This window comes from Nocardia jiangxiensis NBRC 101359 (assembly GCF_000308615.1).
In the GTDB taxonomy this organism is placed as follows: domain Bacteria; phylum Actinomycetota; class Actinomycetes; order Mycobacteriales; family Mycobacteriaceae; genus Nocardia; species Nocardia jiangxiensis.
This window is the reverse complement of sequence record NZ_BAGB01000054.1, coordinates 206,695-220,630: the sequence shown is the minus strand read 5'-3', so window position 1 is coordinate 220,630 and position 13,936 is coordinate 206,695. Positions and strand designations below refer to the sequence as shown.

12 protein-coding genes and 1 pseudogene are annotated in these 13,936 nt (G+C 68.1%); 8 read left to right on the top strand and 5 right to left on the bottom strand.

The window, feature by feature from the left end:
• Positions 1-56: 56 nt before the first annotated feature.
• Positions 57-1,277, top strand: coding sequence for an acyl-CoA dehydrogenase family protein (locus ON40_RS24950; protein WP_083895892.1), 1,221 nt, complete (start codon positions 57-59; stop codon positions 1,275-1,277).
• A gap of 21 nt (positions 1,278-1,298) precedes the next feature.
• Here the strand turns inward: ON40_RS24950 and ON40_RS24945 are convergent, their stop codons facing one another.
• Entirely contained in the window at positions 1,299-1,889 is a 591-nt protein-coding gene (locus ON40_RS24945) for an HdeD family acid-resistance protein (protein WP_040826541.1), read from the bottom strand.
• A gap of 88 nt (positions 1,890-1,977) precedes the next feature.
• Positions 1,978-3,027 carry an AraC family transcriptional regulator gene (locus tag ON40_RS24940; RefSeq protein ID WP_051193507.1) on the bottom strand — a complete coding sequence of 350 codons (1,050 nt, stop codon included), beginning with the start codon at positions 3,025-3,027 and terminating at the stop codon, positions 1,978-1,980.
• Between the two features lie 315 nt (positions 3,028-3,342).
• On the opposite strand from ON40_RS24940, the gene ON40_RS24935 reads away from it, so the two are divergent.
• From ON40_RS24935 to ON40_RS24920, 4 genes and pseudogenes are all read left to right on the top strand, one after another.
• On the top strand, positions 3,343-4,596 hold the full coding sequence (locus tag ON40_RS24935; protein WP_051193506.1) for an aldehyde dehydrogenase family protein: 1,254 nt from the start codon (positions 3,343-3,345) through the stop codon (positions 4,594-4,596).
• A 119-nt stretch (positions 4,597-4,715) separates the two neighbouring features.
• Positions 4,716-5,096 carry a hypothetical protein gene (locus tag ON40_RS24930; RefSeq protein ID WP_157186407.1) on the top strand — a complete coding sequence of 127 codons (381 nt, stop codon included), beginning with the start codon at positions 4,716-4,718 and terminating at the stop codon, positions 5,094-5,096.
• A 145-nt stretch (positions 5,097-5,241) separates the two neighbouring features.
• The gene (locus tag ON40_RS24925; protein ID WP_040826537.1) at positions 5,242-6,108 is read left to right on the top strand and encodes an LLM class F420-dependent oxidoreductase; all 867 of its coding nucleotides are present in this window, start codon (positions 5,242-5,244) and stop codon (positions 6,106-6,108) included.
• Positions 6,109-6,421: 313 nt separating this feature from the next.
• A pseudogene (locus ON40_RS24920) lies at positions 6,422-7,648 on the top strand (permease); the annotation flags it as partial.
• Between the two features lie 234 nt (positions 7,649-7,882).
• Here ON40_RS24920 and ON40_RS24915 read toward each other — a convergent pair.
• On the bottom strand, positions 7,883-8,575 hold the full coding sequence (locus ON40_RS24915; protein WP_051193505.1) for a TIGR04282 family arsenosugar biosynthesis glycosyltransferase: 693 nt from the start codon (positions 8,573-8,575) through the stop codon (positions 7,883-7,885).
• A complete protein-coding gene (locus ON40_RS24910; protein ID WP_040826535.1) occupies positions 8,572-9,237 on the bottom strand; it encodes a glycosyltransferase family 2 protein in 666 nt (221 codons plus the stop codon). Before ON40_RS24910 ends, ON40_RS24915 begins: the two co-directional genes overlap by 4 nt.
• A gap of 126 nt (positions 9,238-9,363) precedes the next feature.
• Between ON40_RS24910 and ON40_RS24905 the strand changes: the two genes are divergently transcribed.
• Genes ON40_RS24905 through ON40_RS24895 form a run of 3 tightly spaced genes read left to right on the top strand, consistent with a single transcriptional unit; the run spans position 9,364 to position 12,630 of the window.
• Complete coding sequence (locus tag ON40_RS24905; RefSeq protein ID WP_051193535.1) at positions 9,364-10,884, top strand: hypothetical protein; 1,521 nt, start codon at positions 9,364-9,366, stop codon at positions 10,882-10,884.
• A 4-nt stretch (positions 10,885-10,888) separates the two neighbouring features.
• On the top strand, positions 10,889-11,584 hold the full coding sequence (locus ON40_RS24900) for a response regulator transcription factor (protein ID WP_040826533.1): 696 nt from the start codon (positions 10,889-10,891) through the stop codon (positions 11,582-11,584).
• Positions 11,584-12,630 (top strand): sensor histidine kinase, encoded by a 1,047-nt coding sequence (locus ON40_RS24895; RefSeq protein ID WP_051193504.1) that lies wholly within the window; start codon positions 11,584-11,586, stop codon positions 12,628-12,630. The genes ON40_RS24900 and ON40_RS24895 overlap by 1 nt, the downstream gene beginning before the upstream one ends.
• Before the next feature lie 239 nt (positions 12,631-12,869).
• Here ON40_RS24895 and ON40_RS24890 read toward each other — a convergent pair whose 3' ends face one another.
• On the bottom strand, positions 12,870-13,931 hold the full coding sequence (locus ON40_RS24890) for an NAD-dependent epimerase/dehydratase family protein (RefSeq protein ID WP_040826531.1): 1,062 nt from the start codon (positions 13,929-13,931) through the stop codon (positions 12,870-12,872).
• Positions 13,932-13,936: the final 5 nt, after the last annotated feature.

The window sequence follows — 13,936 nt, the reverse complement described above, 5'->3', positions numbered from 1 at the left end:
GGACCGTCGGACCTGACGTGTCGGGTACGGTTGAGCCGAGGGAGAGTGGGGCAACCGTGCAGGGTCTTCTCGTCGACAGCTCCGATCAGCGCCTGCTTCGCGACAGCATCGCGCAGATCGCGTCGAAATATGGTGCGGAATACTTTCTGGAGCGCTCGCGCGCCGGTGCGAAGCTCGATGAACTATGGGCCGATCTGGGGTCCGCGGGCATGCTGGGTGTGCATCTGCCGGTCGAATACGGTGGTGGCGGCGCCGGTCTGACCGAATTGTCGATCGTCGTGGAAGAGCTTGCCGCGCACGGTATCCCGCTGCTGCTGACGGTCATCTCCCCGGCCATCTGCGGATCCATCCTGGCCGCGCACGGCTCACCGGAGCTGAAGGCCGAATGGCTGCCCGGCCTGGCCGACGGCATCCGGAAGATGGCCTTCGCGCTCACCGAACCCGATTCCGGATCCAACAGCCATGCCGTGCGCACCTTCGCCCGCGCCGACGGGCCGGGCTGGATCGTCTCGGGCGGAAAGTGTTTCATCTCCGCCGCGAACGAGGCCGATGCGTTGCTGGTCGTCGCCCGCGCGATCGATGTGCCCGACGAGCGGCGAAACCCGTTGTCGCTGTTCGTCGTTCCCGCCGACGCGAAAGGCGTTACGCTGCAACCGCTGCCGACCGCGGTGGTTTCCCCGGATCGGCAGTTCACGGTCTTCCTGGACGAGGTCGCGCTGCCGCCCGAGGCGTTGATCGGCCTGCCCGGCAAGGGATTGCCGCAGGTGTTCGCCGGGCTGAATCCCGAACGCATTCTGGCCTCCGCGATCAGCTGCGGCATCGGCCGCTACGCGGTAGCCAAGGCCGTGGACTACGCCAAGGAGCGTCGGGTGTGGTCGGTGCCGATCGGCGCGCATCAGGGCATCTCGCATCCGCTGGCCGAATGTCACATAGAGGTCGAAATGGCCCGGTTGGCCACCCGGGCGGCCGCACAACAGTTCGATTCCGGTCACGATGCGGCCGCCGCGGCGAATATGGCCAAATTCGCCGCAGCCGAAGCGTCGCTGCGGGCGTTGGACCAGGCCATCCAGGTGCACGGCGGGAACGGGCTCACTCCGGAGTACGGCCTGGCCGAGATGTGGTTCACCGCGCGGCTCATGCGCACCGCGCCGGTGAGCCGGGAGATGGTGCTCAACTACATCGGCGAGCACACCCTGGGCCTGCCGTCGTCCTACCGGATGCCGCAACGGCCGCCCGCGGATCATGCGGATCCGTTGCCGGAACCACAGATTCGCTGACGGCCGTCTCGCAGTGAGCAGCTACACCGCGGCGGGCGTGTGCTTGGCCGCGCTGCGCACCTGGAACGCCTCCACGATCTCCATGATGCCCATGAACAGCAGCCACCAGCCGGTCAGGATGGTCAGTGCGGCGATCGAGTGGATCGGCCACACCACGATGACCACACCGCCGATCAGCAGCAGGATGCCGAAGACGATCGTCCAGCCCTTCCCCGGCGTGCCCGCGGGCGTCTCGGCGCCGCCGATCAGCACCGACATACCGCGGAACAGCCAGCTGATCGCGATCCACAGCGCCAGCAGCACCAGCGAATCGCCGATGTGCCGGAAGCAGAATACGGCCAGGATGAACGACAGGATGCCGCTGACGATCGACAGCACCCGCCAGCCCGCGCCCACGTGCGGTCCCATCGCCGCAACGAGCTGCAATATCCCAGAGATCAGCAGGTACACACCGAACAGGATGCCGGCCACGACAAGTGTCGGCCCCGGCCAGATCAGGATCATGAGGCCGATGACCACCGACAGGATGCCGATGACCAGCAGCGACTGCCACGCGCCGCGGGCCAGTAGATGCAGTGGCCCCTCGGTTACTCCTTCTTTGCTGGTTGTCATTTGGGCAGGATAAATCGGGTTCAGTGACTAGCGGACCATTAGCTGAACTCGAATAGGTTACGAATGTCTGATCGAGTGCGCGATTCGCTTAGACGCGCACGGTGGCCCGGCCCCGGTGGGCGCGGGCGAACTGCCCCGGCGACTGGCCCCGCCAGGACCGGAAGGCCGAGGTGAACGCGGAGACGCTGGAGTACCCCAGACGTTCCGCGGCGTGCTCGACGGTGAGCCCGGCGATCAGCATCTCCTCCGCGAGCAGTCCGACGGTCTCGTTGCTGACCTCGCGGAACGTGGTGCCCTCGCTCGCCAGCCGCCGACGCAGGGTGCGCACGCTGACGTCCAGATCCGCGGCGATGTGCGCCTGATCGGCGACACCGCCGTGCCGGATCAGCAACTCGCGCACCCGACCGCTCAGGCCGGTGCGGTTGCGGCGCTGCTGGATCAGGTCCGAGCACTGCCGCTCGTAGTAGCGTGCGGTGACCGGATTCGATTGCGGCATAGGCTGATCGAGGGCGCTGGAATTGCCGATCAGGACCGATCGTTCGGTGCCGAACACGATCTTGTCGACCCCGAGCAGGGTGCCGAACATCTCGTAGATCGGATGCGGTTCCACTGCGATCTCCGCCCGGACCATGGGCAGCCGGGAGCCCAGCACGTCCTGGACCACGGTCGCGATGGCCGCGAGGTCGCGCTCGAGAACGAACCGGTGCAGGTCGGCCGGGACGGCGCTGTCATCGCGGATGAACCAGAACTCCTGGCCGTGATCCTCGAGGATGTGGTGGGCGAAGGTGAACGACAGATCGGCGTACTGCAGTACGATCTCCGCGGCTCTGCGCAGCGTCGGGCTGCTCATCGCGGCGAAGCCGAGGACGCCGAAGTTCGGTGCGTGGCAGGCGAGTCCGGCCATCAGGCCCATGCCCGGCTCGTCGTCGAGTGCGCCGACGACGTTGCGAGTCAGCGCGATCTCCTGCGCGAGAGTGATCTCGGTGCCGGGATCCTGCAACTGGTTCTCGGATATGCCGCTTCCGGACAACAGGGACGCCACCGGCAGACCGCGCGATACGGCGTATTCCACCAGCAACGCCGCACCGCTGATGGACCGCAAGCGGCCGGACTCCTCCGACGTTCTCGCATCGTTCACCTGCGAATCCTCGCAGAATCGGCGGCGATTCGTGGCGAAATGCGGTGCGCCCGTACACTTTACTCGCCGGTAAGTTTGCTGGCGGCGTCCCATATTCGGTGGTTCCTGGCCCAATCCGCGCTGGTTGAACGTTCTCGATAGCCATACGGTTTCTCATATGCCGTGCCGCGCTCGGGCAACCCTTTCGACCCGGTCGTTTGCTCTATCGGTCTGTGAGCTGTGCGTTCGCGGTGCGGTAACCCATCCCATCGCGACCGGAGTGAACCACGAATGTTGTCGATTCCCTCGAATGCCGCCAGGGACTCCTGGATTACCGTGACCGCACCCGCCGACGGACGAATTCTGGGTACGTTGCCGATGCACACGCCCGACCGAGTGCATGCGAACGTGGCCCGTCTGCGCGAGGCGCAGAGCGAGTGGCGTGCGATGGGTGTCGTGGGCCGGGCGCACTGGCTGACCACGTTCCGGGACTGGTTACTGGACAACGAGGATCCGATCGCCGGACTGCTCGCGGCCGAGACGGGGCGTTCGGCGACCGCGGCGCACCGGGAGTTCCGGCTCAGCATCGATGCGCTCGACTATCACCGCACCCGCGGTGCGGACTTCCTGACCCCGCCGCGCACGCGCGGCGGCCGGGTGCCGGGCACGGCGTTGCGGCTGGCCGTCGCCCATCGCCCGTGCGCTGTCGTCGGGGTGATCTCCAGTTGGACCGCTCCGATGGCCGCGCCGCTGCTGGATGTGATTCCGGCGCTGCTGGCCGGATCCGCGGTGGTGGTCAAGCCGTCCTCGGTGACGCCGCTGACGATGCGTGCGCTGGTCACCGGCTGGCTCGATCTGGGTGCGCCGCCGGTCTTCGAATTCGCCGCCGGATATGAGGCCGGAGCGGCGATCGTCGACGTCGTCGACGCCGTCCACTTCGGCGGGTCGCCGGAGACCGGCAAGGTGGTCGCCCTGCGCGCGGCGGCCCGGCTCGTCCCGTGCCGACTCGACATCGGCGGGAAGTCGGCGGCGATCGTATTGGCCGGGGCCGATATCGGGCGCGCCGCCACCGGAATCGCGCTGGGCGGGCTCGCGGGATCGGGGCAGAGTTGCGCGAGTATCGAGCGGGTGTTCGTCGAATCGGCGATCTACGACGCGTTTCTCGACCGGCTGGTCGAGGAGGTCATCGCGTTCGGCTCGCACGATCCGGACGACGCCACCGTGGAGGTCATGACCTCCGCCGCGCATGTGGAGTGTGTGCGGCAGCAGATCGCCGACGCCCTCGCCAAGGGTGCGCGGGTGCGCGTCGGTGGGAACGGCCACGGACACACCGTGCAGCCGACCGTGCTCGCGGACGTCGATCCGGCGATGGCGGTGCTGCGGCAGCAGACGCTCGGACCGGTTCTGCCGGTGGTCCGCGTCGCCGATGTGGAACAGGCGGTCGCCCTGGCCAACGATCCGTTCGCGCCGTGCACGAGCGTGTGGACCTCCGACGATGCCGCCGCCGACGATGTGGCCGGCCGGCTGACCGCCGCGCGGATCGCGATCAACGAGGTCTCGGTGCATCTGGCCACCGCATTCCGCCTGTAACACGTTGTTCTGCAAGGAAATTCGAGAAAAGGTAATTCGGAGAAACGGAAGAGAGAGATGAATACTCCCCATGGTTGTGCCTGCGGCTGCGCGTATTTCGCATCCGGGGAGGTGAAATGATGGGTAGCTGGCAGATTTTCGCGGTCACCATGTCCACGGCCGCCGCGCTGGCCCTGTTGTTGCTGATCGTGCGCCCGCCGCGGCGGATGACGCCCGGTCGCAGCGTGGCGGAGATCCGGGCACGCTTGGACGCCGAGGCCGCCGGGCCGATTCTGGAACTGCTGGCCGGGCACGGTGCGCCCGATCATCCGCTCGGGGTGTCCGAGGCGCATCGCGCCATGCAGGAGCATCTGGACTGCGCCGCGGCGTCCTGCCCGCGCAAGGCCGCGGCCTTGCGGGTGCTGGTCGAGGCGGGGCACGTCCAGCCGCGCGCCGACGCGCTCGTCGGCGGGCGCCTCACGTCCGGGCGGCCCGCCGAGCCTGTTCCAGTGGGTTCGTAGAAAGCTGTTGTCGCGCACAGTATTCGGCTTCGCTGACCGGGCCGGGCGGCGGTCGGTCGGGCCTGCCGGTCCGAGGCGGGGATAGGGTGGGAATCGACGGATACCCGTCCTTTCACTCCCGCCTAGTGCGAAGGAAACGACAGTAATGGATCTGAGTCTGCACTACTGGAACTTCTCGACGCCGTCGGATCCGGCGCGGATCGCGCCCACCCTCGCCCGTACCGCGCAGATCGCCGAGCAGGCCGGTTTCGCGGAATTCACGGTGATGGACCACTACTTCCAGATGGAGCTGCGCGGCACCGCCGACGAGCCCATGCTCGAGGCGTACACAACCCTGGGGTATGTCGCGGCGCTGACCGAGCGCATGCGGCTTGCCGTGCTGGTGACCGGTGTGATGTACCGGTACCCGGGCCTGCTCGCCAAGATCGTGTCCACCCTGGACGTACTGTCCGGCGGCCGCGCGCAGCTGGGTATCGGCGCGTCCTGGTACGAGCGTGAGCAGCTCGGACTGGGCGTGCCGGTGGTGCCGGTGGCCGAACGGTTCGAGCGGATGGAGGAGACGCTGCAGATCTGCCTGCAGATGTGGAGCGACAACAACGGCCCCTACAAGGGTGCGCACTACGAACTCGCCGAGACGCTGTGCGTGCCCGCGCCGCTGACCCGGCCCCGGCCGCCGATCCTGATCGGTGGTGGCGGCGAGAAGAAGACGCTGCTGCAGGTGGCCCGGTACGCCGACGCGTGCAATCTGTTCGGCACCGGCATCGACGACGTCACGCACAAGCTGGAGGTGCTGCGCGGGCACTGCGAGGCCGAGGGCCGCGATTACGGCTCCATCCGCAAGACGCTCACCTCCTTCACCTCCCCGGTCGGCGATCCGGATGCCTTCCTGGCCGAGGCGGAACGCTATGCGGCCCTGGGGATTACGCAGATCGATGTGATGCCCGACGGTGATCCGATCGAATACACCGAGAAGGCTGCGGCCGTCATCGAGCGCCTGAACTCCATGCGGTAATCGGGCCTCGGCTCCGCTCCTGCGGGGTGGCGGCGTCCTCGGGCTCCGATTCGCTCCGCCGACCCGGCAGTCGCGGTGCTGCCGCGGGGCCCGGGTGAATTCGGGGCGGGGTGTGTGCGTTGCCGATGCCGTGTCTACCGGGATTGACCGGTGGGCATGGCATCGGTGCGTTTCGGGGTGTGTCGTGCGTGCATCCGAGGGCATGGTGTGAACGGAGCCAGTTGCGCTGGTCGGGGTCGCGCGCGGCTGTTGACCATATACCCATAGGGGGTATAGGTTTCTGTGCGGAGCGCGGCACATCCGTGCCGCGCCCATGGCGGAGGCGAGGTGGCTGATGCATGCGATAGGGCACGCGCTGGCGTTGACCGGGTCGATGACCTGGGAGATTCTGTGGGCGTTGATTCTCGGGTTCGCGCTGTCGGCCGTGGTGCAGGCGGTGGTGCGCAAATCCACGATCGTGCGGTTGCTCGGTGACGATCGGCCGCGCACGCTGGCCGTCGCGTCGGTGTTGGGTGCGGCTTCGTCCTCGTGTTCGTACGCGGCGGTCGCGCTGGCGCGGTCGCTGTTCCGCAAGGGGGCGAACTTCACCGCCGCGATGGCGTTCGAGATCGGGTCGACCAACCTCGTCGTCGAACTCGGCATCATCCTGGCGTTGCTGCTGGGGTGGCAGTTCACCGCGGCCGAATTCATCGGTGGGCCGATCATGATCGTGCTGGTGGCGGTGCTGTTCCGGCTGTTCGTGCGGTCCCGGCTGGTGGAGGCGGCCCGGACACAGTCCGAGCGCGGCCTGGCCGGATCGATGGAAGGCCATGCGGCCATGGACATGTCGGTCGCGGGCACCGGCTCGTTCGCGCGGCGGCTGCTGTCCCCGCGCGGGCTGACCTCGGTATCGCACGTCTTCGTGATGGAGTGGGCCGCGATCCTGCGCGATCTGATCATCGGACTGCTGATCGCCGGTGCGATCGGCGCGTGGGTGCCGGATACCTTCTGGCAGCACTTCTTCCTGAGCGATCATCCACTGCTGTCGGCGATCTGGGGACCGATCGTCGGGCCGCTGGTCGCGATCGCCTCGTTCGTCTGCTCGATCGGCAATGTGCCGCTGGCCGCGGTGCTGTGGAACGGCGGCATCAGCTTCGGCGGCGTGACCGCGTTCATCTTCGCCGACCTGCTGATCCTGCCGATCCTGAACATCTACCGCAAGTACTACGGCACCCGCATGATGCTGACCGTGCTGGGCGTGTTCTACGTCGCCATGGTCGGCGCCGGATATCTGGTCGAAATCCTCTTCGGCGCAACGGGACTCGTGCCCGGACAGCGCAACGCCATGGTCATGGAAGAGGGCATCCGCTGGAACTACACCACCTGGCTGAACATCGTATTCCTGTTGCTCGCAGCGGTTCTGCTGATCCGCTTCGTCCGCACCGGCGGAATTCCCATGCTGCGCATGATGGGTGGCTCACCCGATGCCGAGCATGACCACTCGGCCTCCGGTCACGCTGAGCATGCTGGTCATGGTGAGCATGCCGATCATGCCGGGCATAGTGGGCAGGTCGATCACGAGGCTGATCATCGTGGGCACGCAGGTCATGGTCGGCATGTTGATCACCCCGGGCACGCCGATGACGCCGGGCACGCCGGTGGCGGTGGGCATGCTGGTCACAGTGGGCACGTGAATCACGATGCGGATAGTGCGCCCGCTGATGGAGCCGGAGGCGACGAGGGCCGGTCGGGATAGGCTCGATCTCGCCGGGAAAAGCCGTGGTGGGGGCGATTGTCATGCGGGTGCGTGGTGACGTAACTGTTCGACGGTTCTGGAGAAGTGGCCGCGGTGTTCTTCGGCTACGGCGAGGGCGTCCGCGGCGGTGTCGACGTCGGTGAGGATGGGGAGGCGGCGGATTCGGCATCCGCAGCGGCTCAAGGCTTCTCGGGTCAGTTCGCCGGTTCGGTCGGTCGACATGGGGACTTCGGCGAGGGTTCGGGCCGGGCGAGGATCGGTCAGGCCCAGGGCCCACCAGCCGCCGTCGGAGGCGGGGCCCAGGACGGTGTCTCCGCATTCGAGCAGCAGCGTCGCCGAGACCGCGAGCAGTGCGGGGCCCGCCTGTGGGGTGTCCATACCGATCTGGAGTACTGGCAGGCCCAGTCGGGAGGCATCGGCGTGGGCGTTGGCCAGACGCTGCCCGAAGGTAGTGCCACGTTGTGGAATGAGGTCGAATTCGCCCAGGGCCGTGGATAATTCGTCGGACAGTTCGGCTCGGGTGAGATCACCGGTCCAGGCGACCATGCGGTGCCGCACTCCGCTGTGCCGCACGGCCCGGAGCGTGTCCAGAAGTGCGGCGGCGGCGATCTGCGCCGCCTCTCGCGGTGAGAAGTCCGGTGTGAGACGGGTTTTCGCGAACCCGGCGATGGGAGCCTTGGCGATCACCAGCAGTGTGGCGGGGATGCCCTGCGATGCGGCGGATGTGGTCATCGCACACTCCAGAAGTCCGCGACGGCGCGCACGGTCCCGCGGACCGAACCCGAAACCTTGGATACGCCATGGGTTCTCGGTCGATAACTGATATCGCGTTCGACGATCCGCCAGCCCGCCCCGCTCGCGCGGATCAGCAGTGCCAGTGGATATCCCGAGCGCGGATGCAGCGGACCCAATGCCAGCAGGCGGTCGCGACGGGCCACCCGCATGGCGGCGATGTCGTGCACCGGCAGACCGTGCCGTCGCCGGAGCAGTCCGGCGACAAGCAGATTGCCGAGCCGGGCATGCCAGGGCCACGCGCCCGCTTGCACCGGTCGACGGCGTCCCACCACCATATCCACGTCGGTATCGAATTCACCCAGCAGACAAGGTAATTCGGCTGCGTCCATGGATCCGTCACCGTCGAGCACCGCGACCAATGGGGTATCGGCCGCGTGTACGCCCGCGTTGACCGCCGAACCGTATCCGGGCACGGGCTCGCTGACGACATTCGCGCCACCGGCCCGCGCCACCGCGGCGGTGTCGTCGGTGGAGGCGTTGTCGACCACGATCACCCGGTACCCGTCCGGCACGGCCGCCAGCACACCGGGTAGCGCCCCGGCCTCGTTGTGGCACGGGATGACGACGGTGACGTCTCGCGCGCTGAGTGCATCGCTCACATCTGGCACCGTATGCCCGTGACCACTGATTTCGTCCCAAGGAACCGGTGACGAAAGTGTGACGGGACCCGGCCGGGGCGGTGATGTGCCCGAGTTCGGTGGGTGGCGCGGCCTAGGGTGAACGGCGTGCAGCAGGTAATTCCCGCCCAGGTCCGGCGTGTCTCGGGCGTGCGCGCCGACGTCGCCTGTGCCCTGGTGGCCGCGGTGCTGGTGGTCGTGGCCTTCGCCGTACCGCAGATCCGCGGTCAGCAGTGGTCGCGGCATCTGTATGCCGCCGCCGCGCCGATCTTCGGGATCTGGGGGCCACACATCGGCTGGGGGACCGGCCCGGCGATCCTCATCGCCGTTCTGGTCGTCCTGACCGGCCCCGGACTCGCTCGCCGGTTGCCGTGGCGGCCGATGCTGCTGCTGGCCTGGGTGACCTCGATCGCGTGGATCTTCTCGCTGGCCATGATCGACGGCTGGCGCACCGGCTTCGCCGGGCGGCTGACACGACACGAGGAGTACCTGTACGAGGCCGGGCGGGTCACCGACATCGGCGGCATGTTGCGCGGATTCTCCGGCCGCATACTGGATTTCCAGCCCGACTCGTGGGCCACCCACGTCTCGGGGCATCCGGCCGGTGCGCTGCTGACCTTCGTGCTGATGGACCGGATCGGTCTGCGCGGCGGGGCGTGGGCGGCCTGGCTGGTGGTGCTGGCCGGGGCCGGTGCGGTGGTGGCGGTGGCGGTAACTCTGCGTGCGCTGGGTGCGCAGGGCCGGGCCAGGGCCGCGGTGCCCTATCTGGTCCTCGCGCCCGCCGCGGTGTGGCTCGGGGTTTCGGCCGACGCGCTGTTCGCCGGGGTGACCGCGTGGGCGGTGGCCCTGCTGGCGATCGCGACCCGTCGCGGCCCGGGATGGCCGGGTATCGCCCTGGCATCCGGTCTGCTGTTCGGCTACGGGCTGTTCCTGAACTACGGCCTGACGCTGATGGTGATCCCGGCCGCCGCGGTCCTGTGCGCACGAGGGGTGCGCGCTGCCATGCCCGCGGTCGTCACGCTCCTGGGCGTCGTGCTGGTCGTGGTGGCCTTCGCCGCCGCCGGATTCTGGTGGTTCGACGGCTATCACCTTGTGGTGCAACGCTATTACCAGGGCATCGCCTCCGAACGTCCGTACTCCTACTGGATCTGGGGCAACCTCGCGGCCACCGTTTGTGCCGTCGGGTTGGCCGGCGCAGCGGCCCTGCATCGCGTGGCGCGTGGCGTGCTGGCCGGGTTCGGCTCGCCCGCGAGCGAAGGTGTGCAGGCATCGCACCAGGCGGACGATGAGCAGAGCCCGCGTCGTGCCGCGCGCGACGGACTGTCGTGGGGTCGCGAGGCGCCGATGCACGGCAGCGGCAGGACACGACGGGCGTGGGTGGAACGCCTGGTCGGATGGCGAGAGAGTGTTGACCCTGCGGCGCTGCTGGCCGCGGCGGGAGTGGTGGCCATCGTGGCCGCTGATCTGAGTGGGCTGAGCAAGGCCGAGACCGAGCGGATCTGGTTGCCGTTCGATATGTGGGTGCTCGCCGGGACGGCATTGCTGCCGCAGCGCAGCGCCCGGATCTGGCTGGCGCTGCAGGCCGTCGCGGCGCTGGCCCTCAACCATCTGCTGATGACGAACTGGTGATTCGATGCGCATTCTGGTGGCCGATGACGATGCCGTGGTCCGCGAGGTGGTGCGCCGCTACCTCGAACGGGACGGATTCACGGTGGTGGAGACTGCCGACGGTCCGGCGACCGCGGAAGTGCTGGCGCGCAACGAGATCGCGCTGGCCATCCTGGACGTGATGATGCCGCCGCCGGACGGAATCGAGCTGTGCCGGTCGGTGCGCGCCGGACCGCATCCGGATATGCCGATCATTCTGCTGACCGCACTCGGCGAGGAGGAGGATCGCGTTCTGGGACTGCAGTCCGGCGCGGACGACTACATCGTGAAGCCGTTCAGCCCCAGGGAATTGACCTTGCGGGTGGCCTCGGTGCTGCGGCGCGCCCAGCGGACCCCGGCCCCGGCCGAACAGCCCGCGTTGCGCAGCGGTGCGGTCGAGTTGCGGCCGGATTCGCAGGCGGTGCTGGTCGAGGGCCGCCGGGTGGATCTGACCGCCCGGGAATTCGATCTGCTGGCCTTCCTGCTCGCTCATCCGCAGCAGGTGTTCGGGCGGGCGGATCTGCTCGAACAGGTGTGGGGCTGGAGCTTCGGCGATCAGTCCACCGTCACCGTGCACATCAAACGCCTGCGTGCGAAACTCGGTGCCGCACATCGCATCGAGACCGTCTGGGGCCGTGGTTACGCCTGGGGTCGCCCCGGGGACGAGGACGGAGAGCACTGATGCCCACCGATATTCTCGGACTGATCGGGTACGCCCTGGCCGGATCGCTCCCGGTGACCGCGCTGGGCGCGCTCGCCATGCGCCTGACCCACAATCGCAGCCTCACCAGCAGCATGGTTCTGCTGGTGCTGATTCCGACGCTGGCCACCCTGGTCGGCGTTGTCGCGGTCAGCGGGATGATGTTCACCGACGAACTGCGCCGCATCCTGGTGGTGCTGGCCGTGGTCACCATCGTCGCGGTGCCCGCGGCCGTCGTACTGGGCCGGGCTCAGGCCCGAAAGACGGTGTGGGAGAGGCAGATGCGCGAACAGGAGCGCGCAGCCGAACGTTCCCGCCGAGAACTGGTCGCCTGGGTCAGCCACGATCTGCGTACCCCGCTGGCCGGTATCCGGGCCATGGGCGAGGCGCTCGTCGACGGCGTGATCGATCGGCCCGAAACCGTCGAACGCTATGCGAATCGCATTGTCCTGGAAACGAATCGGCTCTCGACGATGGTGGACGACCTGTTCGAGATGTCGAAGATCAACTCCGGTGCCCTGCGGCTGCAACTCGAACCGGTGGATCTGCGCGAACTCGTCGACGAGGTCGCCGCGGCCAATCAGCCCACCGCCGAACGCGCCGGAGTGAGTCTCACCGCGCACCAACCGGATTCGGCGATCATGGTGACCGCCAGCGATCGCGCGCTGACGCGGGTGCTGACCAATCTGGTGGCCAACGCCATCGAGCACACCCCACCCGGCGGCCACATCGACATCTGCTCCGGCACTCGCGACGGCCAGGCATGGACCCATGTCACCGACACCGGTCCCGGTATCGCCCCGGAGGATCTGCCCCGCATCTTCGAGGTCGCCTACCGCGGCACCGCTGCCCGTTCCGCGACCGACATCGGCAGCAACAGCGGTATGGGCCTGGCCATCGCGTCGGGCCTGATCCAGGCACATCACGGCGAGATCAGCGCCCACAATCAGGAGGTCGGCTGCCGCTTCGAAATCCGCCTGCCCCTGCGCCTTCCCGAGACTTCGGCGGCCTCCCTCGCCTCGTCGTGACTTCGCGCTGCTGGGTGCTTGGAGAACAGCGGGCCGAGGACGGCTTCGGCGAGGTCTCGGTAGCGTTGCCCGGCCGAGGTCGAGTATCCCGACGCCCGGATCGGCCACTTTGAACTGGTGCTGGCCGTAACTGCCGCCGGTTGCCCCCGCCGCCCTCATGGCGGTGGGGGCAACGGTTTGTCCGGCGGATGGACCATTCCGACACGGTCGTGTTGAGTGTGGTTCTGCAGCAGGAATTTTCAGCGCCACTCGGGCGCACCCGCGGCAGAGACCGGGCGCAAGGGGGCGGTGGCGAATTCGGTGAGCCCGTCGGCGGGGGAGATCGTGGCGGTGAAATCCAGTAGGGCTCGCGCTCTTTCGGGGCTTGCCACGATGTGACGAACATCCCCGGGGCGGTATTCACCGGTGACGGCAGGAGGTTTGCCGTCGTGGGCACGGGCGAGCAGATCGGCGACCTCGCGGATGCTGATGGGGGTGCCGGAGGCGATGTTCAGCGGAACGAAGCCGGGGAGCGGGTGGTGCAGGGCGGCGAGGTTGGCGGCGGCGATATCGCGGACGTGTACGAAATCGCGCATCTGCGCGCCGTCCTCGAAGACGCGCGGTGATTCGCCCGCCTCGAGTGCCGAGCGGAAGATGGCCGCCACCCCGGAATACGGTGTGTCCCTGGGCATATCGTCGCCATAGACGTTGTGGTATCGCAGGGCGGTGACCGTGCCGCCGGTCGCCGCGGCCCAGGCGCTCGCGTAATTCTCCTGCGCCACTTTGCTCGCCGCGTACAGGCTGCGCGGGCACAGCGGGCTGTCCTCGTCGATCACGCTCCAGCGCAACGGTTCTCCGGTCCGCGGATCGAGATGGTCGAATTGCCCGCGATCCAGATCGGCACGCTGACGTTGCGTCGGAATCGCCGCTGCCCCCTCGGCAGTGCGATAGCGCCCTTCGCCGTAGACGACCATCGAGGAGGCCAGCACCAGCCGCCGCACCCCGGTCTCGGCCATCGCGGCCAGCAGGACCGCGGTGCCGAGATCGTTGTGACTGGCATAGGCCGGTGCGTCGGCGGCGCTGACCCCCGCGCCCACCACGGCTGCCTGATGACACACCGCATCGATGTCGCGCAGCAGTGCGGTCACCGCCTCGGGGTCGCGCACGTCCACCCGGTGCACCCCGTCCGGCGGGGCCGCGTCGACGCCGTGCGCGGCCGCCAGCATGAGGTCGGCGGCGATCACCTCGTCGCCCGCGGCGGTGAGCGCCTCGCGAATATGGGATCCGATGAAACCGGCCGCGCCGGTGAGCAGCACCCGCATCGTCT